This is a genomic window from Nocardia otitidiscaviarum, assembly GCF_007362295.1.
GTDB classification, from domain to species: Bacteria; Actinomycetota; Actinomycetes; order Mycobacteriales; family Mycobacteriaceae; genus Nocardia; species Nocardia otitidiscaviarum.
Genome location: NZ_CP041695.1, coordinates 2,897,351 through 2,922,465, shown reverse-complemented (window position 1 = coordinate 2,922,465; position 25,115 = coordinate 2,897,351). Strand labels below are relative to the sequence as shown.

At 70.1% G+C, this 25,115-nt stretch carries 27 protein-coding genes and 1 pseudogene; 15 read left to right on the top strand and 13 right to left on the bottom strand.

What is annotated here, in order from left to right:
* Positions 1-55: 55 nt before the first annotated feature.
* On the bottom strand, positions 56-925 hold the full coding sequence (locus tag FOH10_RS12785; protein WP_143980861.1) for an NAD(P)H-binding protein: 870 nt from the start codon (positions 923-925) through the stop codon (positions 56-58).
* Positions 926-1,168: 243 nt separating this feature from the next.
* On the opposite strand from FOH10_RS12785, the gene FOH10_RS12780 reads away from it, so the two are divergent.
* Positions 1,169-2,005 carry an SDR family NAD(P)-dependent oxidoreductase gene (locus tag FOH10_RS12780; protein WP_143980860.1) on the top strand — a complete coding sequence of 279 codons (837 nt, stop codon included), beginning with the start codon at positions 1,169-1,171 and terminating at the stop codon, positions 2,003-2,005.
* A 10-nt stretch (positions 2,006-2,015) separates the two neighbouring features.
* Here the strand turns inward: FOH10_RS12780 and FOH10_RS12775 are convergent, their stop codons facing one another.
* Positions 2,016-2,582: a sugar O-acetyltransferase gene (locus FOH10_RS12775; protein ID WP_425326140.1), complete on the bottom strand. Its 567-nt coding sequence runs from the start codon at positions 2,580-2,582 to the stop codon at positions 2,016-2,018.
* Positions 2,583-2,842: 260 nt separating this feature from the next.
* Between FOH10_RS12775 and FOH10_RS12770 the strand changes: the two genes are divergently transcribed.
* The 3 genes from FOH10_RS12770 to FOH10_RS12760 all read left to right on the top strand — a co-directional run bounded on the left by FOH10_RS12770 (position 2,843) and on the right by FOH10_RS12760 (position 5,307).
* The gene (locus FOH10_RS12770) at positions 2,843-3,646 is read left to right on the top strand and encodes an SGNH/GDSL hydrolase family protein (RefSeq protein ID WP_143980858.1); all 804 of its coding nucleotides are present in this window, start codon (positions 2,843-2,845) and stop codon (positions 3,644-3,646) included.
* A 312-nt stretch (positions 3,647-3,958) separates the two neighbouring features.
* Positions 3,959-4,858, top strand: coding sequence for a TIGR03619 family F420-dependent LLM class oxidoreductase (locus tag FOH10_RS12765; protein ID WP_143980857.1), 900 nt, complete (start codon positions 3,959-3,961; stop codon positions 4,856-4,858).
* A gap of 59 nt (positions 4,859-4,917) precedes the next feature.
* A complete protein-coding gene (locus FOH10_RS12760) occupies positions 4,918-5,307 on the top strand; it encodes a nuclear transport factor 2 family protein (protein ID WP_143980856.1) in 390 nt (129 codons plus the stop codon).
* A 5-nt stretch (positions 5,308-5,312) separates the two neighbouring features.
* On the opposite strand, the gene FOH10_RS35600 is transcribed toward FOH10_RS12760, so the two are convergent.
* From FOH10_RS35600 to FOH10_RS12745, 3 genes are all read right to left on the bottom strand, one after another.
* Positions 5,313-7,283, bottom strand: a complete 1,971-nt coding sequence (locus tag FOH10_RS35600) for a DUF4153 domain-containing protein (RefSeq protein WP_244961936.1) — start codon at positions 7,281-7,283, stop codon at positions 5,313-5,315.
* A gap of 105 nt (positions 7,284-7,388) precedes the next feature.
* On the bottom strand, positions 7,389-8,441 hold the full coding sequence (locus FOH10_RS12750; RefSeq protein ID WP_244961934.1) for a sensor histidine kinase: 1,053 nt from the start codon (positions 8,439-8,441) through the stop codon (positions 7,389-7,391).
* 364 nt (positions 8,442-8,805) lie between these two features.
* Positions 8,806-9,492, bottom strand: a complete 687-nt coding sequence (locus tag FOH10_RS12745; RefSeq protein WP_029927883.1) for a response regulator transcription factor — start codon at positions 9,490-9,492, stop codon at positions 8,806-8,808.
* 118 nt (positions 9,493-9,610) lie between these two features.
* Between FOH10_RS12745 and FOH10_RS12740 the strand changes: the two genes are divergently transcribed.
* Positions 9,611-10,444: an SGNH/GDSL hydrolase family protein gene (locus tag FOH10_RS12740; RefSeq protein WP_143980855.1), complete on the top strand. Its 834-nt coding sequence runs from the start codon at positions 9,611-9,613 to the stop codon at positions 10,442-10,444.
* Here FOH10_RS12740 and FOH10_RS12735 read toward each other — a convergent pair.
* Positions 10,441-10,725: pseudogene (locus FOH10_RS12735) on the bottom strand (arsenate reductase/protein-tyrosine-phosphatase family protein); the annotation flags it as partial. The gene FOH10_RS12740 and the pseudogene FOH10_RS12735 overlap by 4 nt on opposite strands.
* A gap of 69 nt (positions 10,726-10,794) precedes the next feature.
* Between FOH10_RS12735 and FOH10_RS12730 the strand changes: the two are divergent.
* The 4 genes from FOH10_RS12730 (at position 10,795) to FOH10_RS12715 (ending at position 13,695) form a co-directional block, all read left to right on the top strand.
* Positions 10,795-11,337, top strand: a complete 543-nt coding sequence (locus FOH10_RS12730) for a hypothetical protein (protein ID WP_143980853.1) — start codon at positions 10,795-10,797, stop codon at positions 11,335-11,337.
* 163 nt (positions 11,338-11,500) lie between these two features.
* Positions 11,501-12,061: a copper chaperone PCu(A)C gene (locus tag FOH10_RS12725; RefSeq protein ID WP_143980852.1), complete on the top strand. Its 561-nt coding sequence runs from the start codon at positions 11,501-11,503 to the stop codon at positions 12,059-12,061.
* Positions 12,054-13,259, top strand: a complete 1,206-nt coding sequence (locus FOH10_RS12720; protein WP_143980851.1) for a Dyp-type peroxidase — start codon at positions 12,054-12,056, stop codon at positions 13,257-13,259. The genes FOH10_RS12725 and FOH10_RS12720 overlap by 8 nt, the downstream gene beginning before the upstream one ends.
* A gap of 100 nt (positions 13,260-13,359) precedes the next feature.
* Entirely contained in the window at positions 13,360-13,695 is a 336-nt protein-coding gene (locus FOH10_RS12715; RefSeq protein WP_039809622.1) for a YnfA family protein, read from the top strand.
* 44 nt (positions 13,696-13,739) lie between these two features.
* Here the strand turns inward: FOH10_RS12715 and FOH10_RS12710 are convergent, their stop codons facing one another.
* Complete coding sequence (locus FOH10_RS12710) at positions 13,740-14,360, bottom strand: TetR/AcrR family transcriptional regulator (protein ID WP_143980850.1); 621 nt, start codon at positions 14,358-14,360, stop codon at positions 13,740-13,742.
* A 127-nt stretch (positions 14,361-14,487) separates the two neighbouring features.
* Here FOH10_RS12710 and FOH10_RS12705 point away from each other — a divergent pair, with 127 nt between their 5' ends.
* Both FOH10_RS12705 and FOH10_RS12700 read left to right on the top strand, forming a co-directional pair.
* Positions 14,488-15,171, top strand: a complete 684-nt coding sequence (locus FOH10_RS12705; protein WP_244961929.1) for an SGNH/GDSL hydrolase family protein — start codon at positions 14,488-14,490, stop codon at positions 15,169-15,171.
* Positions 15,172-15,451: 280 nt separating this feature from the next.
* On the top strand, positions 15,452-16,345 hold the full coding sequence (locus FOH10_RS12700; RefSeq protein ID WP_186000818.1) for an oxygenase MpaB family protein: 894 nt from the start codon (positions 15,452-15,454) through the stop codon (positions 16,343-16,345).
* A 66-nt stretch (positions 16,346-16,411) separates the two neighbouring features.
* Here FOH10_RS12700 and FOH10_RS12695 read toward each other — a convergent pair whose 3' ends face one another.
* Both FOH10_RS12695 and FOH10_RS12690 read right to left on the bottom strand, forming a co-directional pair.
* Positions 16,412-16,762 carry a hypothetical protein gene (locus tag FOH10_RS12695; protein ID WP_143980848.1) on the bottom strand — a complete coding sequence of 117 codons (351 nt, stop codon included), beginning with the start codon at positions 16,760-16,762 and terminating at the stop codon, positions 16,412-16,414.
* Positions 16,763-16,831: 69 nt separating this feature from the next.
* Positions 16,832-17,827 carry a hypothetical protein gene (locus FOH10_RS12690; protein ID WP_186000817.1) on the bottom strand — a complete coding sequence of 332 codons (996 nt, stop codon included), beginning with the start codon at positions 17,825-17,827 and terminating at the stop codon, positions 16,832-16,834.
* 249 nt (positions 17,828-18,076) lie between these two features.
* On the opposite strand from FOH10_RS12690, the gene FOH10_RS12685 reads away from it, so the two are divergent.
* Positions 18,077-19,069 carry a glycosyltransferase family 9 protein gene (locus tag FOH10_RS12685; RefSeq protein ID WP_063821433.1) on the top strand — a complete coding sequence of 331 codons (993 nt, stop codon included), beginning with the start codon at positions 18,077-18,079 and terminating at the stop codon, positions 19,067-19,069.
* 15 nt (positions 19,070-19,084) lie between these two features.
* Here FOH10_RS12685 and FOH10_RS12680 read toward each other — a convergent pair whose 3' ends face one another.
* On the bottom strand, positions 19,085-19,417 hold the full coding sequence (locus FOH10_RS12680; RefSeq protein WP_039809616.1) for an ArsR/SmtB family transcription factor: 333 nt from the start codon (positions 19,415-19,417) through the stop codon (positions 19,085-19,087).
* Between the two features lie 183 nt (positions 19,418-19,600).
* Here FOH10_RS12680 and FOH10_RS12675 point away from each other — a divergent pair, with 183 nt between their 5' ends.
* Complete coding sequence (locus FOH10_RS12675; RefSeq protein WP_052373053.1) at positions 19,601-20,281, top strand: M23 family metallopeptidase; 681 nt, start codon at positions 19,601-19,603, stop codon at positions 20,279-20,281.
* A 180-nt stretch (positions 20,282-20,461) separates the two neighbouring features.
* Positions 20,462-21,544 (top strand): hypothetical protein, encoded by a 1,083-nt coding sequence (locus tag FOH10_RS12670; RefSeq protein WP_186000816.1) that lies wholly within the window; start codon positions 20,462-20,464, stop codon positions 21,542-21,544.
* Here FOH10_RS12670 and FOH10_RS12665 read toward each other — a convergent pair.
* Positions 21,495-21,821 (bottom strand): hypothetical protein, encoded by a 327-nt coding sequence (locus tag FOH10_RS12665; protein WP_029927897.1) that lies wholly within the window; start codon positions 21,819-21,821, stop codon positions 21,495-21,497. The two genes, FOH10_RS12670 and FOH10_RS12665, sit on opposite strands and share 50 nt — an antisense overlap.
* A 189-nt stretch (positions 21,822-22,010) precedes the next feature.
* Here FOH10_RS12665 and FOH10_RS12660 point away from each other — a divergent pair, with 189 nt between their 5' ends.
* Positions 22,011-22,346, top strand: coding sequence for an RNA polymerase-binding protein RbpA (locus FOH10_RS12660; protein ID WP_029927898.1), 336 nt, complete (start codon positions 22,011-22,013; stop codon positions 22,344-22,346).
* Between the two features lie 27 nt (positions 22,347-22,373).
* Here FOH10_RS12660 and ctaD read toward each other — a convergent pair whose 3' ends face one another.
* Positions 22,374-24,110: an aa3-type cytochrome oxidase subunit I gene (ctaD, locus tag FOH10_RS12655; protein WP_186000815.1), complete on the bottom strand. Its 1,737-nt coding sequence runs from the start codon at positions 24,108-24,110 to the stop codon at positions 22,374-22,376.
* Between the two features lie 102 nt (positions 24,111-24,212).
* Positions 24,213-25,100 (bottom strand): ABC transporter permease, encoded by an 888-nt coding sequence (locus tag FOH10_RS12650; protein ID WP_143980847.1) that lies wholly within the window; start codon positions 25,098-25,100, stop codon positions 24,213-24,215.
* Between the last annotated feature and the right edge of the window lie 15 nt (positions 25,101-25,115).

Sequence of the window (25,115 nt, the reverse complement as noted above, 5' to 3'; positions counted from 1 at the left end):
ACCGGGTGGTGGCCGGGTGTGACAGCGGTCGGGTGGTGACGGTGGTCACATGGTGTCAGTGGGAGCGGGTGCGGTGGGCGGCGTAGTCGGCGAGGGTGATGGGCGGGTGGCCGCCGTACTGCTGGATGGCGGGGGTGACCTGGTAGAGGCCGGTGCCCTCGCCGAGCAGGCGGAAGATCTCCCAGAGTTTGGTGAGGTGGGCGGCGGCGTGTGGGCTGCCGTAGAAGTCGAGGGCCCAGCGGTGCCAGGTGTCGGGGTCGATGTCGCGGTAGCCGCGGCCGAGGGTGCGGGCGGCGTCGCCGATGGTTTGGATGTCGCCGGTGAGGAGGATGACCGGTTCGGCCTTGGTGGTGGGGTCGGCGAGTAGTCCGGCGGCGACGCGGGCGACGTCGGCGGCGGCGACCAGGGGCAGGGTGGTGGTGTCGGGGCCCATGGGGAGGGTGAGCAGGTCGCCGTCGCCGGTGTCGGCGATGCGGGCGAGGTTCTCGTGGAAGACGGCGGCGCGCAGGTGGATGGCGCCGATTCCGGCCCAGTCGAGGATTTGTTCGACGACCCAGTGTTGGCGCATGCGCGGGGTGAGTGCCTGGGGTCCGGCGGCGAGTTGGGAGACGGCGACGACGCGTTCGACGCCGGTCTCGCGGGCGGCGACGGCGAAGGCGCCGGCGGCGTCGACGAAGCCGTCGATGACGGGGTAGGTGAAGTAGGCGGCGCGGATGCCGTCGAGTGCGGCGCGGACGGTCTCGAGGTCGCGCAGGTCGCCGACGCGGACGTCGGCGCCGAGGGCGCGCAGCGGGGCGGCGCGTTCGTCGTCGGTGTGGATCAGGGCGCGGACGGGGACGCCGCGGCCGAGCAGTTGTGCGGTGAGGTGCCGGCCGGTGGATCCTTGGCGTCCCCCGGCGGCACCGGTGACCAGTACCGGCTCCATCGTTCTAAGGTACGGCCGGGTTCGGCGGGGGTGGGAGCTTTCGGGCAATGGGCCGGTTGGGTGGCGGGTCGCGGGCGCGGTTCGGTGGCGCGCGATTGACCGATCCCGCCGCCTCGAGTGCGGGCGCGCTGCCCCGCTGTCGCGTTAGAGTGTTGTGGGGCAATCTTTTTCGCAATGGGGCGGCTTCGGAATGCTACCGCGGTAGGAAGACAGCGCGGCGTCGATATGGCAGGGTGGGCGGGCATGAAAACGATCCTGATCACAGGGGCTACGTCAGGGATCGGTCTGGCTGCGGCGCGGCAGCTCGGCTCCCAGGGACATCATCTGGTCCTCGTCGGCCGCAATCCCGAGAAGCTGTCCGCGACGGCCGCATCGGTGCGGGAGTGCGGGGCGGGCGCGGTCGACACCCTCGAGTGCGATATGGGCAGTCTGGCGCAGGTGCGGCGGTTGGCGAAGACCGTGCAGGCCAACTATTCCCGGCTGGATGTGCTGGCGAACAACGCGGGCGGCTTTCACCTGCGGCGCACCGAGACCGAGGACGGTTTCGAGACCACGTTCGCGGTCAATCATCTGGCCGGTTTCCTGCTCACCGAACTGCTGATGGATCTGCTGCTGCACTCCTCCCCCGCGCGGATCCTGTTCACCTCCTCGGTCATGCACTACGGCTCGCAGGTGAAGCTGGACGATCTCGGGTTGCGGCGCGGATACACCGGGGCGCGGGCGTACGGGGCGTCGAAGCTGGCGAACATCCTGTACGTGCGGGATCTGGAGCGGCGGTTGCGGGGTACGGGCGTGACCGCCAACGCCTTCCATCCGGGCGCGGTCGCCACCCATATCTGGGATGAGGCGCCGTGGTTCGTCAAGCCCGCCATGGAGTTGGTCAAGCGCATTTTCATGATCACCCCGGAGCAGGGGGCGGAGGCGCTCACCTATCTGGCGACCGATCCGGATGTGGCGGCGGTGTCGGGATGCTATTTCCAGCGCAATCGGGTGAAGGCGCCCTCGCGCGCCGCGCAGGACGACGCGATGGCGCGGGAGCTGTACCGGGTGTGCGCGGAGCTGGCCGGATTGCCGGACTGAGGTTGTGACGTCAGAGTGTCCGGATGACGCGGCAGGGGTTGCCCGCAGCGAATACACGTTCGGGGATGTCGCGGGTGACGACGCTGCCCGCGCCGATCACGGTGTTCGCGCCGATGCTCACCCCCGGGCAGACGATGACGCCGCCGCCGAGCCAGACATTGTCGCCGATGGTGATGGGCGCGGCGGTCTCCCAGCGTTGGCGGCGCAGTTCGTGGTCGGCCATGGGGTGCAGGGCGGTGAGCAGTTGCGCGCGCGGGCCGATGGACACGTCGTCGCCGATGGTGACGGGTGCGCAGTCGAGGATGATGGCGTCGTAGTTGAGGAAGCTGTTGGCGCCGATGCGGATGAGTGAGCCGTAGTCGCATTGGAAGCGCGGCATGATCCAGGAGCCCGCGCCGATCTCGCCGAGCAGTTCCGCCAGCAGGGCGCGGCGGTGGTCGTCCTGGCCCGCGCCGGTGGCGTTGAACGTGTCCAGCAGGCGCTGGCAGTGCTGGCGTTCGGCGACGAGTTCGGGATCGTTGTCGCGGTAGAGCTCGCCGCGGAGCATGCGTTGTTTGTGATCACCCACGTCCGCCATCCTGCGGGAGGTTGCGCGATCGCGCAGAAACGCCTGGACAGGCGGGGTTGCCGGGGACGGGTTGGTCGCGGTCGGGAATTCTCGGGTAGACCGGACGAATCGGTCCGTCCTGTGGCGCAACGACTCTCGGCGCCGGGGGTGCACCGGAGGCGGAAGGGTCGCGGGGCGCGCACTTGCGCTTCCGGGCACGGACCGTCAGGCTGCGGGATTGGTCGGGATTGGGTGTCGAGGGAGTGCCCGGCCGTGAGATGAGGTGACGGATGTTCGAAGAGGCGGCCCGTAAGACCGGGGCGTGGCGTGGGAAGAACTATGTGGCGCTGGGCAGTTCGTTCGCGGCCGGACCGGGGATCGCGCCGCGTGCACCGGGGGTGTCGCGGCGGGTGGGGCGGTCGCGTGGGAACTATCCGCATCTGGTGGCCGCGGCGGCGGGGCTGGAGTTGACCGACGCCACGTGCAGCGGGGCCACCTGCGACCATATTCTGCGGGATTCGCTGTTCGGTATGCCGCCGCAGTTGACGGCCGTGCGGCCGGATACCGATCTGGTGACGGTGACCGTGGGCGGCAACGATATCGGGCTCACCCAGTATCTGCTGGCGCGGCGTGCGCCCGCACCGCTGCGGCTGCTGCCCGCGGTGGCGCGCGCCGCCGACGCCGAGGCGGCGCTGCGGCGGGTCGACGGTGTCGAGGAGCGGATCGTGGAAGTGCTGGAGGCGGTGCAGGCGCGGGCGCCGTGGGCGCGGGTGCTGGTGGTGAACTATCTGTCCGTGGTCGGGCCGGAGTCGCCGCGCGACAGCGTGGTGGACCGCACCTATCGGGTGCTCGCCGAGGAGTTGGCGGCGCGCACCGAGGCCGCGGCGGCGCGGGCGGGGGTGGAACTGATCGATGTGCGCACCCCGAGCCTGGACCATCCGCACGGCTCCCGCGATCCGTGGACCGTCGACTTCTATGTGCCGCTGCCCGGTCAACATTATCCCGGTGCGCCGTGTCATCCGACCGCCGCGGGAATGGCCGCCGCGGCGGCGCTGGTGCTCGATCGGCTCATCGACGTCCCGCCCGTGCGCTGAGCGGATCCGGCCGTCTGGCCGCATGCCGGGACGCCGACCGCTCGCCGGGCCGCTCGCCGAGTGCCGCAGCGCCGGACGATGAGCACCCCGAGCAGGCACGCCCGGGTAGCGGGGATCCGATCGGGTATCGCACCGCCGAGTACCCGCTGCCCTTCGGCGGCGACCCTGCGACCCCGGTGATAGGCAACCATCGCACGTCGGTGTGTACACGATGCCGCCGTCGCGTCCCGCCCGGGCGACGGTGACCGGCCTTGTCGGCACCGTGCCCGCGCACGGGACGTGCGGCGGCGCGGGCTCTGGTATCCAGGAGAGGTGAAAATCGGTTTCGCACTTCCGCAATACGGTCCGCAGGCCGCGGAGGCGGCGCGGGTGACCGAGTTCGCGGCCGCGTTGGAGGCGGCGGGGGCGGACAGTCTGTGGGTGGGCGAACGGCTCATCGCCGCCACGAATCCGACGGTGGGGTACGCGGGGACGGACACCATTCCGGCGGAGTTCAACGCGGTGCTCGATCCGTTCCTGCTGCTGGGACTGGCGGCCGCGGGCACCGAGCGGGTGCGGTTGGGTACGAATGTGCTGATCGCGCCGCTGTATCGGCCCGCGCTGCTGGCCCGGTCGCTCACCACCTTGGATATCGCGAGCGGCGGGCGGCTGGTGCCCGGTTTCGGGATCGGCTGGTCGCCGGAGGAGTACGCGGCGGCGGGGGTGCCGTTCACGCGGCGCGGGGCGCGGTTGGACGAGACGCTGGACGCGTTGGAGACCATCTGGACCACGGATCCGGCGAGCTATACGGGCCGGTATGTGAGCGTGCCGTCGCATCGCAGTGAGTTGCGGCCGGTGCGGCGGCCGCGGCCGCCGATCTGGTTGGGGGCGTTCAGCGCGGAGGGGTTGGCGCGGATCGGGCGGCGGGCGGACGGCTGGCTGCCGGTGCTGCCGGTGCCGGGTCCGCCCGGGTGGGGCGCACGACTGACCGAGCTGCGCGGCGTGATCGAACGGGCCGCCGCGATCGCCGGGCGGGACCCGGCGACCATCGGGACGACCGTGCGGGTCAATGTGGCGGCCGGAACCGATCCGGAGCTCATTGTCACGGCCGTCGAGAAGGTCGCGGCCGACACCGGATTCGACGACTTCTTCGTCGACCTCATGTACGTCACGCGCTCGGTCGACCGGATGCGCGATACCGCGCTCGCGCTGTTGGAGCGCCTGCGCGGGTAGCCGCGGCGGGTTCCCATTCGTCCAAGCCACCGGGGCGCGTGCGGCGCGAGGCTTGCCGGATGGACGCGCAGCGAGAATTCCAGTCGATCATGGACGAATGGGCGAGCGCCATCGTCGACAACGACGCCGACAAGATCGGCTGGTTCGCCACTCCGGATTGGCTGCTGTTGGGTCCCGAGGGCGGGATCGGGCACCGTGACCGGTTCCTCACGCTCGTCGCGGCGGGCGAACTGGTGCACACCGCGATGGAGCTCGAGGTGCTGGAGGTGCGGGTGTTCGGCGATGCGGCGGTGGTCATCACGCACGGCACCAATGCGGGCACCTGGCAGGGGCACCCGTTCGGGGCCGATGAATGGGCCACGAACGTCTTCGTGCGGCGCGACGGCCGCTGGTTGGGTTCGGTCACCGCGCTCACCCCGAACTACGCCGCATCGCCGCGCCGCACCTGAGCGAACTACCGGGCGTTGGCGCGGGACAGGTTCCAGTCCCGCCAGGTGTCGTCGTCGAGCCGCAGGACGATCGGCCCGACCACCTCGCGGCGCAGCGCGTCCGGCAGCCGGTCCGCGGCGGGCAGCACATCGGCGGACAGGTCGTTCAAATAGTCGGTGTCCAGGCTCTTTCCGGCTTCCCAGCGGTCGATATTGCGGTCGGCGATGAGCCGTTCCGGATTCATGATCGCCAATGCCAGCAGGGTGGCGGCGGCCGCGCCGACCGCCGCGCGCGGCAGCCACCCCTGTCGCAGCCGCACCAGACTGGCCAGCACCAGCAGGTAGACCGCGGCGATCCACAGTTCGAACACCTCCACCAGCAGTCGCAGCACGGTGAATCCGTACGCCTGCTGATAGGTCCACATGCGCGACAGCGCCGACGCCACGATGACCAGGGTCAGCACACTCACCGCCGCCAGCGCGGCCCGCAGCCAGGCCCGGTCGGCGGCGGTGTCGCGGGCGGCCCACCGTTGGACGACCGTGATGACGGCGAGGGTGAGGACGCTGACCGCCGACAGCTGCCAGAATCCGCTGCGCGCGTACTCGGCGTAGGTGAGGTCGGCGGTGCGCTGCACATAGTCGTCGCCGCCGAACAGCACCGCCAACTGGGTGCCCACGAACACCGCGAACAGGATGGTCAGCGCGCCCACCGGCAGCGCCCACTCCAGCCGTGTCAGCCGCCGCGACACCCGCTGCCGCACCACCGTGCCCGCGGCCGGGGGCGGGGCCGCCAGTAGGTACAGCGCACCCGCCGTACCCAGCGCCGCGAGCAGGAACAGCAGCACCCACCGCCACAGCTCGGCCGCGTCCATACTGGGCAGCACACCGTCCACCAGGGTCGCGAAGACCGCGTCCGCGCCGGCCAGCAGCGGTACGAACACCACCAGCAGTGCGACGGTCACCAGCGCCGACCACCACACCCGCTGCTGCGAGGACATCCGAGCCCGCCGCACCCGCGTCACCCCGTGATACAGCCACGGCACCGCGAACAGCATCGCCGTCAGCGGCACGGCCGCCATCTCGAACACCACACCGTGCGCGGAGCGTCGCACCACGGCCAGCGAGGCGACCACACCGGCGGTGAGGACACACAGGATGAACAGCCATTCCGAGGCGCGGAACGCACCGACCGCCAGCAGTGCCAGCGCGAGCGCCGACCACCACACCCGAGCCCCGAACCGGAACGGTGATGCGCCCGCCCCGACCTCGGGCTGCTCAGTGCCCGATGTGGGAGTTGTTGTGCGAATGTGGGTTTCAGCCACGTTCGATGAAGACGCCGCCCCGTCGGTGGTGCGAGTGGATGCACCGCCCGCGAGTGCAGCGGCAGGTGGGCGCTCGGAATCGGCAACCCGCACGGCGGACCCCGACGTTTCGGCTGGTTTCGGCTGGGCCGTGCTTGTCGAGGCGTCGGATTCCGGGGCGCGCTCCACGGCTTCGATCACCGTATCGGCGAGAGCACCATCGCCGGTCGTCCGCCGGGACCGGTTCGTCGAACGCCGCGCCGTGTAGTCCACCGTGACGATGGCGGCCGCGACGATCAGTCCGGTGAGCAGCCAGCCGATGCCCGGACGGTCCAGCGGGATGAACAGCGCCGCCGCCACACCGCTCAGGACCGTGGCGGACAGAACGCCCCGCGGGAACGCCACCCGGGCAGCGGTCGGGGGTTGCTTCGCGGCGGAGTCGACCGCGGTCCCGGTGACGCCCGTACCGCTGTTCGATGCGGGAGTGCCCACCGCGGGGCGATGTCCGGTCGCCGCAACGGTGGCGGACGGTGAGTCGGCGCGAGCTGCGTCCGCCGATGCGGCATGCCGCTCGACCGCCGCCGCACCGACGATCCGGTCTCCGTCCGATTCCGTCGTGGCGACGACGGTCGGCTCGGCGGCAACGGTCTCGCGGCCGTTGCCGGATGCGGTCGAGTCATTCTGTTCGACAGGCACTGTCGAGCTGTCGTCGGCTGGATTCTCCGGCATGGATATCCCCTCCCAGGGTGTGCGGGACCGCCCCGGACGCGAGGTTGCGGCGGGTTCGCGGTCGAGTGCGGGTCAGTTGGGTGTGGTGATTCGAGGGTCGGGCAGGGTGATGCGGATGCGGGAGCCCGGGTCGGCGACGGTGATGGTGCCGCCGTGCAGGTCCACGATCCAGCGGGCGATGGCGAGACCGAGGCCGGTGCCGCCGCCGTCGGTGGCGCCGCCGCGGGTGAAGCGTTCGAAGATGCGGGAGCGCTGCGCCGGGGGGATGCCGGGGCCGTCGTCGCGGACCTCGATGGTGAGCTGGCCGCGGCCCGGCCGCGCACTGACCCGCACTTCACCGCCGACCGGACCGTGCCGGATGGCGTTGTCGCACAGGTTGATCAGCACCTGGTGCAGGCGGGCCGGATCGGCGAGCACGGTGAGGTCGGGGTCCACGTCGACGGTGAAGCGGGTGTCGCGGTCGACGGCGGTGGCGACCACCTCGGCCTCGGCGACGACCTCCTTCACCAGCGGGGCGAGCGGAACCCGTTCGATATCCAGTCGCACCGCGCCCGCCTCCACGCTGGACAGCGCGAGCAGCTCCGAGACCAGCAGGCTCAACCGCTCGGTCTGGGCGAGGGCGGTGCGCAGCGTCGCCGGATCGGGTTCGGAGACGCCGTCCACCAGGTTCTCCAGCACCGCGCCCAGGGCCGTGATCGGGGTGCGCAGCTCGTGCGACACATTGGCGATGAAGTCGCGGCGCTGCTGGTCGGCGGCGGCGAGATCGGCGGCCATCTGGTTGAACGCCTCCGCCAACTGCCCCACCTCGTCCCGGGAGGTGGCGCGCACCCGGCGCGAATAGTCGCCCTGGGCCATGCGTTTGGCGGCGGCGGTCATCTCCCGCAGCGGGCGCGTCATCCCGTGCGCCAGCACCTGCGACAGGGCCAGCGCGATCAGGGTCGCGGCGATGGTGGTGCGCGGCGGCAGCCAGCCGATGCGCACCGCGAAGAACCCGAACGCCACCGCCCCCGAACCGACCATCAGAATCGCGAGCTTCAGCTTGATCGACCGCACCCGGTCCAGCGGGCGCGGCAGCCGCTCCCCCAGCCGGTCGGTGAACTCCCGCAGCCGCGCCGCGCTACTCACGACCGCGCCCGTTCCCGGCGCGGACGCGCGCACACCCGCGACTCCCCGGCGCGGCGGGGCGAATTCGCCGCTACAGGATCGTTTCCCCGCGGCGATGCGGCCGCGGCGGCGGTTGGGTCGGCAGCGCCGATGCCGGTGCCGCCGGTATCACGGAGCGATCCACCGGTGGCAGGGGTATCACCGGCCGCTCCACCCGTGGCAGCGAAATCACGGGGCGCTTTCGCGGTGGCAGCGGTCTCGGGGGGCGCTGCGTCGGTGACATCGCCATCGACACCGGAGCGGTAGCGCACGACGACCCGGCGGGTCACGCGCAGACGTGCCGGGTCGACGCCCCACCCGGCCGCGCAGCTCGCGCCGATGCGACTCATCGTGCCTCCAACGCGTATCCGACACCGTGCACGGTGCGAATGAGATCCGCGCCGAGTTTGCGGCGCAGGGCCTTGATATGGCTGTCGACCGCGCGGGTGCCGGAGGCGTCGGCCCACCCCCACACCTCGCTGAGCAGGCGTTCGCGGGCCAGGACGGCGCGCGGGCGGCGGGCGAGGTGCACCAGCAGTTCGAATTCCAGTGGGGTGAGCTGGGTTTCGGCGTCCGCGCGCCACACCCGCCGCTGGTCGACATCGATGCGCAGATCGCCGACCAGGATGGTGGCGCCGCGCTCGGCGGTGCGGTCCACGCGGCGCAGCAGGGCGTGCACGCGCGCGGTCAGCACCCGCATGGAGAACGGTTTCGTCAGGTAGTCGTCCGCGCCGACGCCGAGGCCGACGAGCATATCGGTCTCGTCGGCGCGGGCGGTGAGCATGAGCACCGGCACCGGCCGCCGCGCCTGCACCCGCCGGCACACCTCCAGCCCGTCGAAGCCGGGGAGCATGACATCGAGCACGATCAGATCCGGGTCCAGGCGTTCGGCGCTGCTCACCGCGGCCGGCCCGTCGTGGGCCAGGTCCACGGTGAACCCCTCGGCGCGCAACCGCACCGCGATGGATTCCGCGATCGTCGGCTCGTCCTCCACCACGAGGATGCGCCGCCCGCCCCGCTGCTGCTGTTCCATGCAGGTGACCCTATGCAGTCGCCGTGGAGATGGTTCGCACCGCATGTGAAGATCTTGTGGAGACGATGTCGCCCTCGCCTGCGTATTCTGTTCGCGCACCCGCTTCGAAGGAGCGACGATGGACCGGACACTCCACGCGCCAACACCCTTCACCCGCTTCGTCGCCCTGGGAGACAGCCAGACCGAGGGGATCGGCGACCCCGACGGTATGGGCGGATTCCGCGGCTGGGCCGACCGGTTCGCGGCCCTGCTCGCCGCGAGCACACCGGACGTGCACTACGCCAATCTGGCCGTGCGCGGTCGGCTGGCGGCCCGCATCCGCGCCGAACAACTCGCCCCCGCGCTGGCCCTGCGCCCCGATCTGGCCACCGTCATGGCCGGGATGAACGACCTGGTGCGACCGTCCTTCGCCATGGACGCGACCCTCGCCGACATCGAGGCCATGATCACCGCGCTGCGGGCGGTGGGCGCGCACGTGGTCACCTTCACCTATCCCGATATCGGCGCGATCACCCCGATCGCACGCCCGCTGTCGGGCCGCATCCGCGCCATGAACGCCGCCGTGCGCACCCTGGCCGCCCGCCACGCCGTCACCCTGGTGGACTTCGAACCGGTGGCCGCCACCACCCATCGGCGGGTGTGGGCCGAGGACCGCCTGCATCTGAGCCCGCTCGGCCACGACCTGGTCGCCCGCGCCCTCGCCGACACCCTGCGCCTGCCCGGCGCGGACAGCACCTGGCGAGACCCGCTACCCCCGGAGCAGCGCGGTATCGACGCCCTGCTCGCCGCCGAATTCCGTTGGACCGCCTACCATTTCGCGCCGTGGGTGGCGCGTCGACTACGCGGCCGCTCCTCCGGCGACGTCGTCACCGCCAAACGCCCCACCCTCACCCCGGTCCACCCGCATCCGCCCGCGGCCCAGCGTGCGGAGACACTCGACGCGCAACACTAGGTGCGTCGGTCCGCGACGGTGACACCGAGTTCGCCGAGCAGCCGCCGCACCCGCTGCTCGATCTCGTCGCGGATCGGTCGAACCGCGGCGACATCGGCACCGGCCGGATCGTCGAGCACCCATTCCTCGTAGCGGCGACCGGGATAGACCGGGCAGGCGTCACCGCAACCCATGGTGACGACGACATCGGCCGCCCGCACGATCTCCTCGGTCCACGGTGTGGGGAACTCGCCGGAGATGTCGATGCCGACCTCGGCCATGGCCGCGACGGCCGCCGGGTGTCAAGCCGGAAGACCGGTCGGGTCGGCCTGCGGTGAAGTCGACAGTGGCGAGGTCGGTAGCATGTTCGGGTGCTGTCACCGACCGATCACGCCGCGCGCCTGCGAGGGGCCGCCGTCGGTACGGCGTCGGGGGCGGTGGCCGTGGCCGCCCACGGGCTCGGGGGTGGGAGCACTGACGTCGGGGGGTCGGCGCTGGCGCTGTTGATCGTGGCGTGCGGGTTGATCGGCGTGGTGGTGGCCTCGGTGCGGCCGCGGGCCGGGGTGCTGTCGACCATGGGCATGCTGGCGGTCGGGCAGAGCGTCGGGCACGAAGCGCTGTCGCTGGCTCCGCAGCAGCATCAGCACGGGCTGAGCGCGGCCATGGTAGCGGCGCATCTGGTGGCGATTCCGGTCGGCGCGTTCGCGATTCGGGCGGCCGAGGTGGGGTTGCGGCGCGCCGTGACGAGCGTGCGCCGGTTCATCGTCGCGCTCGGGCCGATGCCGGTGGCACCCGGACGGGTACTGCCCGTCGCCTTCGATGAGCGGCCGGTACCGGCGCGACTGCTGGTGAGTTCCGGAGTCGGACGCCGGGGGCCGCCGCGTCGGATACGCCTCCCCCTCGCTCCCGCGTGACCACGCGGTCCCCACTCCGGATTCGGATGTCCCGCGCCGACGGCTGAGCGGCGTCGACTGCGATCACGCATCGGCGGCCCGCCCCCGCGGCGCGCTACCTCGTCGGATCGTGGCGGTTCTCGCCGGAGCGAATCACTCTTCCTTCGACGATCGGAGTTCCGTCATGTCCGTATTCCCCCCTGCCCGCAGCCGGGCGACCGGTAGGGTCCGCCGCCTGGGTGCGGTGGCCGCCGTCTCCGCGCTGGCCCTGCTGCCCCTGGGCTGTTCCTCGTCCTCCTCCGACGCCCCGGCCGCGTCCGCCGACGCAGTGCGGATGAGCGATCAGTGGATCAAGGCCGCCGACAGCGGGATGTCCGCCGCGTTCGGCGTGCTCGAGAATTCGAGCGATCAGGACGTCACGCTGGTGGCGGCGTCCAGTCCGGCCTCGAACACCGTCGAGATCCACGAGGTGGTCGCCGACGCCCAGGGCGACAAGACCATGCGCGAGAAGGAAGGCGGGCTCACCATTCCCGCGCACGGGTCGGCCACGCTGAAGCCGGGCGGTGAGCACCTGATGTTCATCGGACTGAAGGAGCCGCTGCGCACCGGCGCGGAAACGCCGATCACGCTGACCTTCGCCGACGGTTCCAGCACCACCGTCTCCGCGCAGGTGCGCGACTTCGTGGGCGGTAAGGAGAACTACGAGCCGTCGGGTGCGACCACGGCCCCCGCGCACGGTGGCTGAGCGGCCGCTACCGCGCCCCACCCGGCTGTCCCGGCGACGGCTGCTCGGCGGTAGCGCCGCGGCGGCCGGCGCCGCCGGGCTCGGGTGGGGCGCGGCCACGCTCACCCATCGCGACCACCACGACGATCCGGCGGCCGAGACGGTGCCGTTCTTCGGCGTCCATCAGGCCGGTATCGCCACCGCACCGCAGGATCAGGCGGCGTTCGTGGGATTCGACCTCGCCCCCGGGGTGAACCGCGAGGACATCGTCGGCCTGCTGCGGATCTGGACCGACGACGCGCAACGGCTCACCCAGGGTCGGCCCGCACTGGCCGATACCGAGGCGGAGCTGGCGGCCCGGCCCGCCCGGCTGACCATCACGGTCGGTTTCGGGCCGGGCCTGTTCACCGCCGCCGGGCTGGACCGGCAGCGGCCGGAGTGGTTGAAACCGTTGCCGCCGTTCACCATCGACCGCTTGGAGGACGCCTACACCGGGGCGGACCTGCTGCTGCAGATCTGTGCGGACGAGGCCACCACGGTCTCGCACGCGGTGCGGGTGCTGTGCAAGAACGTCACCTCACTGGTGCGGGTGCGGTGGGTGCAGCGCGGATTCCGCAACGCGTCCAAGGGCCAGACCATGCGCAATCTCATGGGCCAGGTGGACGGCACCGTCAATATCGCACCCGGCGTCGAAATGGACCGGCTGGTGTGGGACGACGGCGCGCGGCGGGCGTGGCTGGCGGGCGGCACCTCCATGGTGCTGCGCCGCATCGCCATGAATCTCGACACCTGGGACGAACTCGACGATGACGCCCGGGAGCTCACCGTCGGCCGCCGGGTGTCGAACGGCGCGCCGCTCACCGGTACCCGCGAATTCGACGAGGCCGATTTCGCGGCGGTGGACGACACCGGCATTCCGGTGATCCCGCCGTCCTCGCATATCGCCCGCGCCCATCACACCCACGACGGCGAACGGTTCCTGCGGCGTGGCTACAACTACGACGACGCGCCCGCACCCGGAACCGTCTCGAATTCGGGTCTGCTGTTCGCCTGCTTCCAGCGTGATGTCGACGCCCAGTTCCTGCCGGTGCAGCAGCGACTGGCCGAATTCGACGCGCTCAACCAGTGGACGACACCGATCGGATCGGCGGTGTTCGCCATCCCGCCGGGTGTGTCCGCACCCGGCGGCTATCTGGGCCAGCCGCTGTTCGAGGCGTGAGCCGGGTCGCCGCACCCGCTGCCACCATGCAGCGGGTGCGGCGACACGGCCCCGACCGTGCACACGGGCGCGGCGGCCTCGGACCGTACAGTGCGTGCCCATGACCGTTGTGCGTTCGATTCTGCTGTTCGGGCTGGCGGCGATCGCCGAGATCGGTGGCGCGTGGCTGATCTGGCAGGGTGTGCGCGAACATCGCGGCTGGGTGTGGATGGGGGCGGGCGTGATCGCGCTCGGCCTGTACGGGTTCGTCGCCACCCTGCAACCGGATGCGAACTTCGGCCGCATCCTGGCCGCCTACGGTGGTGTTTTCGTCGCGGGCTCGCTCGCCTGGGGGATGGTGGCCGACGGGTATCGCCCCGACCGCTGGGATATCGCGGGGGCGCTCATCTGCCTGATCGGCGTGGCCGTGATCATGTACGCCCCGCGCGCGGCCTGAGCGGCGGCGGTCCGGGGCGAGCCGATCGACCGCCGCTGTGAGCGTCACCGCTCCGGCGTCGCCCCGAGCAGTTCGTCGATGATCGCGCGCACGGTGGGGACGGCGGTCTCGTCGCCGAGGCGGGCGGCCACATTGGCGGCTCCGACGAGGGCGTCGAGCTGGAAGGCCAGCCGGTGCGGGTCGCGCCCGGTCATGTATCCCTGCTCCTGGGCGCGCTGGATCTCGCGCTCCAGCAGGGCGAACCAGTCGTCACGGTCGGCGGCGAGCGCATCGCGGACCGGCCCGGGCCGGGAGTCGAACTCCACGGTTCCGGCCACCCGGAAACAGCCACCGGGAAAGACCGGTTCCCGCACGTAGTCCAGCCAGTGGGTGATGAGGGCACGCAGGCGGGGCCAGCCCTCGGGTTCGGTGTGCGCGGGCCGCACGACGGTGTCGACGAACACCTCCCGCGCGGAGCGCACGGCCGCGAGTTGCAGATTCTCCTTGCTGCCGAACAGGGTCGCGACCCCGCTCTTGCTCAATCCCAGATCGCTGGCGAGCCGTCCGAGGCTCAGTCCCGTCAAACCCTCCGCGGAGGCGACATCGGCGGCGTGCCGGGCGATGGCCGCCCGTGCGCGCGCGCCCTTGAGCAGTCGCTGATCGGAGATCTCCGTCTGATCGGCCATGGCTCCATCCTTTCATCCCCTTGCGGAAATGAACGATCGGTCGTACGTTCATAAATACGAACGATCGTACGTTCTGTTTTCCTTCCCGCATCGAAAAGTCGCCCACCACCAGCAAGGAGATCACCCGATGAATCGACACGTGACGACCGAGGCCGACGACCCCATGGTGCTGTCGGCCGAGGCCATCCGCGATCTGCTCGCACCGCTGCCGTGGCGACGATTCGCCGTGCTCGGCGATTCCACCGCGGCGGGGACCGGCGATCCGTGGCCGGGTTACGAGACCCTGCCGTGGCCGGAGCGGCTCGCGCGGGCGCTGCGCGCGGCCCATCCGGAGGCCGAGTACCTGAATACCGCGGTGATGGGCGCGAGCATCGCGACGGTCCGCGACGGTCAGTTGCGGCGCGTACTCGACTTCCGTCCGGATCTGGTCCATCTCAGCTGCGGTGGCAACGACCTACTCCAGCCCGATGCCGATCTCGCGAGGGTGGAGCGCGATCTCGACGAGCTGTGCGCGGCGCTGACGGCCACGGGGGCGCGGCTGTCGCTGTTCACCTTCGCCGACGCCTTCACCGGCCACATGCGCGTGCTGCGACCACGTTTCGTGGCCTTCGCCGAGACCATCCGTCGCATCGCGGCACGGCACGAGGCCATGGTGACCGAGTTCTGGGACCATCCGGCGCGACGGCGACCCGACTGGCTCAGCGCCGACCGCATCCACCTCTCCATGGCGGGACAGGCGGTCGCGGCGACCGAGATCGCCAAAACCCTCGCCCGGCAGCACAGTTCGAACGCGGCCGGAAACCGCCGCTGACCTGGCCCTCCCGATCGAGGAGCCGACCGCAGCCGACTCGATCCGACCGACAGGGCAGCGATGCACACTGTGCAGCAATGCCTTTCGCGCACGTCCGCATCGAGTCGGCTCCACGTGAAACCACTCATGACCGGCCCGTTCTCACGTCCCGAATCCGGTGGGACAGCAAGGAATTCCAGGGATACGACACCCGACAGCGAACGGACACGGCCGCTTGACGCACCCCTACTCGTGAGAGATAGTGACAATAATTCTCTCATCCTCAATGTGGAGGTGGCCCATGGACCCGGACGCGCCGCGCTTCGGACCCGGATCGCTGCTGTACGAGACGTACGGCGACCGTCGCGGATATCTGCTCGCGCCCATGGAGGGCCTGCTGCAGCTCATGTATCCGTCGCTCGGCCGCGGCGTGGAGCAGCATTCGGACTTCTTCAACGAGCCGTGGGAGCGGCTGTTCCGGTCGGTGCCGCAGATCCAGGGCATGATCTTCGACGGACCCGAGTCGTTGCGCACCGCCGCCCGAATCCGCGACTTCCACTCCGATATCAAGGGCACCATGCCTGCCGGGGAGCGTTATCACGCGCTGGACCCGCACACCTACTTCTGGGCACACGCCACCTTCATCGACACCGCGTGGCGGGCCCGCGACCTGTTCGCGCGGCGGCCCTACACCCGCGAGGAGAAGGCCGCCGTGTACGCGGAGGGGGTGCGCTGGTGGGGCATGTACGGCATGTCGACACGCATCGTCCCGGCCACCTACGACGACTTCCTCGACTATTGGAACCACACGGTCGAGCACGTCCTGGAACCGACGCCGTCGGCCCGCGCACTCATCGACTACTTCGACAGCGCGGCCGATATGCCGCAGCCGTGGCTACCGACGGCACTGTGGCGGATTCTCGCGCCGAGCGCGAGCGAGGCGTGGCGGCATGTGCTGGTCGGCACACTGCCGCCGCACATCCGCGAGCTGTACGGCTACCGGTGGACCCGCGCCAACCAGCTGGCCTTCGACACCTTCCGGCACGCGGTGGCGCGCACCTGGCTGCTGCTGCCGGAGACGCTGCGCATCATGCCGCGGGCGCGGGCGGCCTACCGCCGCGAGGGCCGCACGGGGCTGCGCATCGCGCTGGATCGCGCGGCCGATCGGCGACAACCCCTGCGCGCGGCCGGTTAGCGGGCAGGATTCCGTCCGGCCCGGGGCCGTCGTGCCCCCGGGCCGGTCGGTGGAGCACGCCGTCGATCAGGTCCAGAGCGCGGCGATGAACACGTTCAGCACGGCCAGCCCTCCGGAGGCGTGGGTCATCCACGGCACCGCCTTGCCCCGCTTGGCATCGGCCCGCCCGATCTCGGCGAAGGCCGCCACGGCGAGCGAGACCACCAGCTTGATGCCGATCTTGGTCATATTGGGATCCTTGCCGAGCGAATCGATCGATTCGGCGAGGCCGACCAGGATGACCCCGGTGACCAGCTGGAGGCGGGCTCCCCACACCATCAGCTCGGACACCCGCGGCTGTCCGGCCGCGTAGCCGCCGACCACCGCGGCCATGCCCAGCAGATGTGCCACGACCACGAGGTTGTAGACGAAATCCATGGATACACACGGTAGTTGATCATCCGGGGTCAACGACAGTCGGTAGTACGCATGGGCGCGTCGACCGGATCAGGCGGTCACGGACGGACGGTCCGGCCTCCGCGCACCGGTACCGGCATCGAGGGACCGGCCGAGCGCCACGAACTGGTCGACGGCGTCACCGTGGCGCGCGAGGAACTCCGCGCGTGCCCGTCCGCGCCGGAAGGTGACCAGGGCCCGCCCGGTGTGCAGCTGCCAGGTGTGCCAGAACACCATCGGCACCATGAGGGCGACATTGACCGCACCCCACACGAGCCAGACCCGCTCGTCGAACCAGCCGTCCGAGGGCATGACGGTCGGGAAGATGTTGTAGATGCCGATCACCAGCATGAGTACCGGCAGGGTGTAGATGCGGGCCATGATGTACAGCTCCGGACGCCGCATGACCAGCGGGTAGATCTCGGCGACCGCGAGGATGCAGATGCTGCCCGCGAAATGCTCCTCCTGCGGCGGGTACCCGCCGTAGGTGAAGCACAGGTTCCACGAGGTGTAGACGAAGTTCCAGGCCACGGTGGTGTAGGCGATGAGTTCGGCGTTGCCGTTCGCGGTGATCTCCCAGAATCGCGGCGTGTACGGAATGGTGAGGCACAGCCCGAGGCCGACGGCGGCGTTCCAGTAGTTGCCGATCTGGGCGTCACGCAGGGTCGCCTCGGCGATATTGAGGAACAGGATGCCGTAGGGAAACCAGAGGAACCGCGGGTCGCGCAGCAGTTCCCACACTCGTCCGGACCGCTGTTCGGCCACCGCGACGCGCATCGCCCCCACGATGGTCAGCGGGATGAGCACGGACAGGATCTTGGCCCAGGAGAACCAGTTGACCAGGCCGATATCGCGGCCCGGCCCCCAGATCCACAGGGGGAAGGTGAGTATCGACAGCCCCCACACCCACATCGAGGCCCGGGGGTGCTGCTGCATATAGCGGACGATCGCCCACAGGATCGCGCAGAACACGATCATCGAGAACGCGGTGACCCAGGTGAACGGCGCCGGATTCCCGGTCACCGCCTCGGACGCGGCTGTCGTCATGATCGCCCTTTCGTGTCGTCCGGTCGATCAGCCCAGCAAACTACGAGCACAACCGCCTCCCCAGGGCCCAAGTGCTCCGGTACGAGACCGGAGGTCCCGTACCGGACTGCCGGGTCCGCCACAACAAGGCCGATGTCGCGTTTCGCGTCGGGTCGCGCCGGGTAGTCCACTCCAAGTGGCTCACATCGGTCCGTGTGCGGCGGGGGTGGGTCGGACCCATGGGCACCAGCGCGGTCGGAGGAGTTGAGGGTGGCGGTTGTACTCGTGCTACGCGCACGCGGACTGGGTGATCTCCTCACCGCGGTCCCGGCGCTGCGCGCGCTGCGCCGGGCCAGGCCCGGCGACCACATCGCACTCGCGGCCCCGCACCGGTTGAAACCGATCGTGGATCTGATCGCCTCCGTAGACGAGATGGTGCCGATCACCGGCCCGACCGGGATGCGCTGGGACGGTCCGCCGCCCGCCCTGGCGGTCAATCTGGACGGTCACGGCCCCGAGGGCCTGGTCGAGCTGGTCCGCACCAAACCCGAACGCATCCTCACCTACCGCAACCCCGCCTTCCCGGATCTGCCGGGACCGGAATGGGAACCCGATATGCACGATGTGGACCGCTGGTGCCATCTGCTCGAGACCGACGGGATCACCGCCGACCGTCGCAATCTGGGCCTGGTACCCCCGGTCGCCACCACCAGCCACCGCGACTGCGTGGTGGTGCACGTCGGCGCGGGCGCACCCGCCCGCCGCTGGCCGCCGGACCGTTTCGCCGCCGTGGTCCGGCATCTGCTGGTCCAGGGGCGCGAGGTGGTGCTCACCGGTGACGAGTTCGAGCGCGATATCGCCCTCGGGATCGCCACCCGGGCGGGCCTGCCGGTCTCACGGGTGCTCGCCGGGGAGCAGAACCTCATCGAATTGGCCGCCACCGTCGCCGAGGCGTCCCTGGTGGTGTGCGGTGATACCGGCGTCGCGCATCTGGCCACCGCCTTCGGCACCCGGACCGTGCTGTTGTTCGGCCCCAATCCGCCCTCGCGCAGCGGCCCACCGCCGCATCTGCTGGGCCGGCACGTGGTGCTGTGGGCCGGACAGCTCGGTGACCCCTACGCCACCAGCCCCGATCCGGGTCTGTTGAAGATCGGGACCACCGAGGTGATCAACGCGGTCGACAAGCAGCTGCACAAGCGGACGTGGCCCGCGCCCGGGATGGAACAGCGGCGCGGCCCGCAGGCGTATCGCCGGGTCGGCTGACCGGACGCGAGCGGCCTAACTCTCCCCGTCCGCCATATCCGCGCTGGCCGTGGACAGTGCCGCCGAGTAGGCGGCGATGGCGCTGGGCCAGAACTGCTCGAGATAGTCGCGGGCGTCGGCGAGCCCGCGCGGGTCCAGGGAATACAGGCGGCGGTTACCCGCCGCGCGCATCATCACCAGGCGGGCCTCGCGCAGCACCTTGAGGTGCTGGGACACCGCGGAGCTGCTCACCCCGGAGATCGCCGAGAGTTCGCCGACCGAGCGCGGCCCCTGCGGCAGGGCCTCGAAGATGGTGCGGCGGGTGGGGTCGGCGAGCGCGACCAGCACCCGAACTCCGTTAGCGGGCACTTACATAGTGTGCGCCGCGCACGGCGTGTCGGTCAAGATCGCCCGTTTCGGCATTTCCCAACGTCATTTCGAAATTACCGGCGTGTCGTTATCTGACTGTGACATATCAACTGGACTTTTGCGGCGCTGTGACGGTAACGACAAGGTTTCGGTTCCGGGGTTTGCCTCCCGTACGTTCGTGCCATGCCCGTAACCGTTCCGTTATCAAAGGGCCGCGCACTGCGCCGGTACCGGGCCGCTGCAACTCGTGCCGTGGCCGTCACCGCGATTGCCGGGGCCTCGCTGTCCGTGCTCGCCGCCGCCGACCAACAGGCCGACGGCACCCCCGCCGGGAAGCTCACCGCCGCGCCGCAGCAGGAGGCGCCCGCCCACGAGATCCGTCCGGTCGCCAATGTCGGCGGCATCGAGATCCCCGATTTCATTCCCGTTCCCCCGCAGATCGACGACCTGCTCAACGGGATGGCCCAGGACCACCGGCCGCGCACCGTGCGACCGGTCGCCGGCCCGCTCAGCTCCGGTTACGGCATGCGCTGGGGTGCCATGCACTCCGGTCTGGACTTCGCGGACGGCTTCGGCGCGCCGATCGCCGCCGTCACCGACGGTACCGTCATCGAGGCCGGTCCGGCCTCGGGCTTCGGCCTGTGGGTGCGCATCCAGCAGGACGACGGCACCATCGGCGTCTACGGCCACATGCAGGACATCCTGGTGTCGGTCGGCCAGCACGTGCGCGCCGGTGACGTGATCGCCACCGTCGGCAGCCGCGGCTACTCGACCGGCCCGCACCTGCACTACGAGGTGCACACCGACGCCGGTCCGATCGACCCGCACCCGTGGCTCGCCGCCCGCGGTGTGAGCGTCGGCTAGCAGCCCGCACCGATCCGCCGCGGATCGACAGCCGATGAGGGGCTGCCGAAACGATCGGGCGGACAGACGAATCGACGACGCCCCCGGTACCGCCGGGGGCGTCGTCATACCCGGGTACCAGAGGCGAACGGCTCCCCAGGGGGACCCGGCGCGCGGCGACCCGAACCTAGCGTCGGCCCCATGCCCAGTACCTCGCCCGCCGCTCCCCCGACACTCGGTACCCGCCGCCCGCACCGGCCGCTGCTCGCGTGCACGGCCGTCATGGCCGTACTCGTGGTCGTCACCCTGTGCGCCATGGTCGTCGACGACCGTCGACTGCTCGGCGAGTCGATCTGGTTGAAGCCCTGCAAATTCGGACTCGCCTTCGTCCTCTACACCGCGACGCTGGCCTGGTTGCTGTCGTTCCCGCACCGCGGCAGTCGCGTCACGTGGTGGATGGGTACGGCATTCGCCGTCACCGGCATCGTCGACGTCGGATTCATCGTGGTGCAGGCCGCGCGGGGCACCTTCAGCCACTTCAACAATCAGACCGATGCGGTCAACGCCATCGGACAGACCGTGTTCATGTCCGGGGTGCTCGGCCTGTTCGGCGCGAATCTGGTTATCGCGGTGATGCTTTCGTGGCAACGGGTCACCGACCGACCCACCTCGCGGGCCATCTCGGCCGGCTTGGGGATCGCGGTGCTCGGCATGGCGATGGCCTATCTGGTGGGCGGCACCGGCCCGCAGCGGGTCACCGACGCCTACGGCCGTCCGGTGGAGCTGGGGGCGGGACATACCGTCATGCCCGGCGATCCCCCGGTGCGCGACGGCGTGGGCGCGGGGGTGCCGGTGCTGCGCTGGAGCACCGAGGGCGGGGATCTGCGCATCCCGCACTTCCTCGGCATGCACGGCATCCAGGTGCTCATCCTGGCCGCCGTCCTGCTCGCCCGGTACGCGCCGCGGGTGCCGTGGCTGCGCACCGAGCGCACCCGCGCCCACCTCGTGGGCGTACTGGCGCTGTCCTACACCGGCGGCATGGTGGTGCTGCTGTGGCAGGCGCTGCGCGGACAGCCGGTGACCCGCCCCGACACCGCCACACTGGCCGCGTTCGCGGTGCTCACGGCCGCGACCGGGGCCGCACTCGCCCTGGTGCGCGCCCGGGCGCGGCGACCGCGGCCGGTGCTGCCCGAGATCGAGGCCGCGCCGACCGTACCCCTTCCGGTGGGGCGGCTCAGCGCAGCCGTTCGGCGTCCCGGGCCAAGGCCACCAGCTGGGCGGTGAGCGCGGTCAGTTCGGCCTGATCCGCACCCTCGGCGACGGCGGTGGCCACATCCTCGGCGGCGCAGCGGGCGGCGAACCAGCGGTCGGACAGATCCGACACCTCCTGCGCCGACAGCACCACCGAATCCTCGGGAATTCCGGTGCCCTTCACGCTGTTCCGATGTTCGTAGGCGCGCTGGCGGCAGGACTGTCGACAGTATCGTCGGCGTCGCCCGACCTCGGATTCGCCGATCTCCCGACCACACCACAAACACGACGACCCTTGGCGGCGCGACATGAGTCGAGAGAGTAGCGCTCAGCACCGCCCGGATGGGCGAGGGGCACGCCGATAACCCGGCCGATGCCGCAGCGAGTAGAATAGTCGGGTTCTCCCCACGGGAACCGAATCGTCCACCGAAGCGTTGATGCTCCAGTAAGGCGTCGACACCGAGTTAACGTTGCCGACAGGCGAGAAGGGACCGCACCCATGGCAGATCGCGTACTCCGAGGCAGTCGGCTCGGAGCGGTGAGCTACGAGACCGACCGCGACCACGACCTGGCGCCGCGTCGGATGGCGCGGTACCGGACCGACAACGGTGAGGAATTCGACGTCCCGTTCGCGGACGACGCCGAGATCCCGCCGACCTGGCTGTGCCGCAACGGCCAGGAGGGCGTGCTCCTCGAGGGCACCACGCAGGAGCCCAAGAAGGTCAAGCCGCCGCGCACCCACTGGGACATGCTGCTCGAGCGCCGCAGCAAGGAGGAGCTCGAAGAGCTGCTCCAGGAGCGGATGGAACTGCTCAAGAACCGTCGGCGCGGCTGACGCGTTCCGATTCGAAGGCCCCCTCGCCTAGGCGTGGGGGCCTTCGTCGTGTTCGCCGTCGCCCGCGCGGAAACGGCTGCCCGCATGCGATTCCACCCGCATGCGCTCGCGCATATGCGGATAGTGCAGTTCGAAAGCCGGTCGCTCGGAACGGATTCGGGGCAGTTCGTGGAAGTTGTGCCGCGGTGGCGGGCAGGTGGTGGCCCACTCGAGGGAATTGCCCGATCCCCACGGATCGTCCACGCCCACCACCTGGCCGTACCGGTAGCTCTTGAACACATTCCAGACGAAGGCCACCATCGACACGCCCAGCACGAACGATCCGATGGTCGAGATCGTGTTCAGCGCGGTGAAGCCGTCGTCGGGCAGATAGTCGGCGTAGCGGCGCGGCATGCCCTCGTTACCGAGCCAGTGCTGCACCAGGAAGGTGAGATGGAAGCCGATGAACGTGGTCCAGAAGTGGATGCGGCCGATACGCTCGTCCAACAGCCGCCCGGTGAGCTTGGGGAACCAGAAGTAGATCCCGGCGAAGGTCGCGAAGACGATCGTGCCGAACAGCACGTAGTGGAAGTGCGCGACCACGAAATAGGTATCGGTGACATGCCAGTCCTGCGGCGGGCTGGCGAGGATCACTCCCGACAGACCGCCCAGCAGGAAGGTGACGATGAAACCGACCGCGAACAGCATGGGCGTTTCGAAGGTCAGCTGCCCGCGCCACATGGTCGCGATCCAATTGAAGAATTTCACGCCGGTCGGCACCGCGATCAGGAAGGTCATGAGGGAGAAGAACGGCAGCAGCACCGCACCGGTGGCGAACATGTGGTGCGCCCACACCGCCACCGACAGTCCACCGATGGCGAGGGTGGCGTACACCAGCGCGACATAGCCGAACAGCGGTTTGCGGCTGAACACCGGGATGATCTCGCTGATGATGCCGAAGAACGGCAGCGCGACGATGTACACCTCGGGATGTCCGAAGAACCAGAACAGGTGCTGCCACAGAATCGCGCCGCCGCTCGCGGGATCGTAGATGTGCCCGCCCAGATGCCGGTCGTAGGCCAACGCCAGCAGCGCGGCGGTGAGGATGGGAAAGGCGAGCAGCACCAGCACGCTGGTGACGACGATATTCCAGACGAACAGCGGCATCCGGAACATGGTCATGCCCGGACAGCGCAGGCACACCACCGTGGTCAGCATATTGACCGCGGCCAGGATGGTGCCCAGTCCCGAGACGACCAGTCCCATGATCCACAGATCCGCGCCCACCCCGGGCGAGTTCGTCATCAGGCTCAGCGGGGTGTAGCCGGTCCAGCCGAACCCGGCCGCACCGCCGGGGGTGACGAATCCGGCGGTCGCCATGGTCGCGCCGAACAGGTACAGCCAGTAACTGAGCGCGTTCAACCGCGGAAACGCCACATCCGGGGCACCGATCTGCAACGGCAGCACCGCATTGGCGAACCCGAACACCACCGGGGTGGCATAGAACAGCAGCATGATGGTGCCGTGCATGGTGAACAGCTGGTTGTACTGCTCGGGTGAGAGGAATTGCAGCCCGGGCCGGGCCAGCTCGCCCCGCATGAGCAGCGCCATCAGGCCGCCGATGAGGAAGAACGCGGTCGCGGTGGTCAGGTACATGATCCCGAGCAGTTTGGGATCGGTGGTGGTGAGCAGTCGCCACAGTCGTGAGCCCTTGGGCGCGAGCCGCGCCGGATACGGCCGAGCGGCGACCAGCTCGCGCACCTCGCTCGACGAGTCGGTCGTCACGGGTCCCTCCTCGATCGACGCCGGTCTGCGCCGAGGTACCCATGAATCGCGATGCCAAACGATCACCGGTGTGCGAGCGGTCGCGCACGGCCGCCCGGTGCCTCAGTGGCTGGCGACCTTGCGGTACTGGAGCAGGGCCAGCGGGACCGCGACGGCGAGGATGCCGAGCGAGCACAGCACCGCGTATTCGATGCAGTGGTCGGCGGGCCAGCCGTCGGCGGGTACGAAGGTCGGGGGCGCGCCGTTGTCGAAGAGTTTGCGCCCCGCCGCCGACACGGCGGTGATGGGATTCCATTCGGCGATGGTGCGCAGCGGGCCGGGCAGGGTCTCGCCGGAGATGAACGCCGAGGAGATGAAGGTGAGCGGGAAGAGCCAGATGAGTCCGGCGCTCTGGGCCACCTCCACGCTGGGCGACAGCAGTCCGGTGAGGGCGCCGACCCAGGACATGGCGAAGGCGAACAGCAGGATCACCGCGAAAGCCAGTACGGCGTCGGCGATTCCGCCGTTGATGCGCCAGCCCACCGCGTAGCCGCAGCCGACCATGACGCTCAGGGCGAGGATGTTCACCACCAGATCGGACAGGGTGCGGCCCATGAGCACCGCCAGCCGCGACATGGGCAGCGTCCGCATCCGGTCGATGATGCCCTTCTGCAGGTCGTTCGCCAGCCCGACCGTGGTGAAGGCGGCGTTGAACGCCACTGTCTGCGTGAAGATTCCGGCCAGCAGGAATTCGCGGTACTGGCTGCCGCCCAGGGACGCGCCGAAGATGTAGGCGAACAGGAACACGAACATCAGCGGTTGGATGGTGGCGGTCACCAGCAGGGTCGGCACCCGCAGGATGGTGAGCAGATTGCGGTAGGCCACGATCGCGCTGTCCCGGAAAACCCGTGGTAGCCAGCCGACGACGGGATGTTCCGGCGCGGTGCGCCCCTCCTTCCCCTGGGCCGCGTCCTCGCTGGGCGCGGGTTCGGTTGCCACATCGACACTCATATCCAGTCCTCCTCG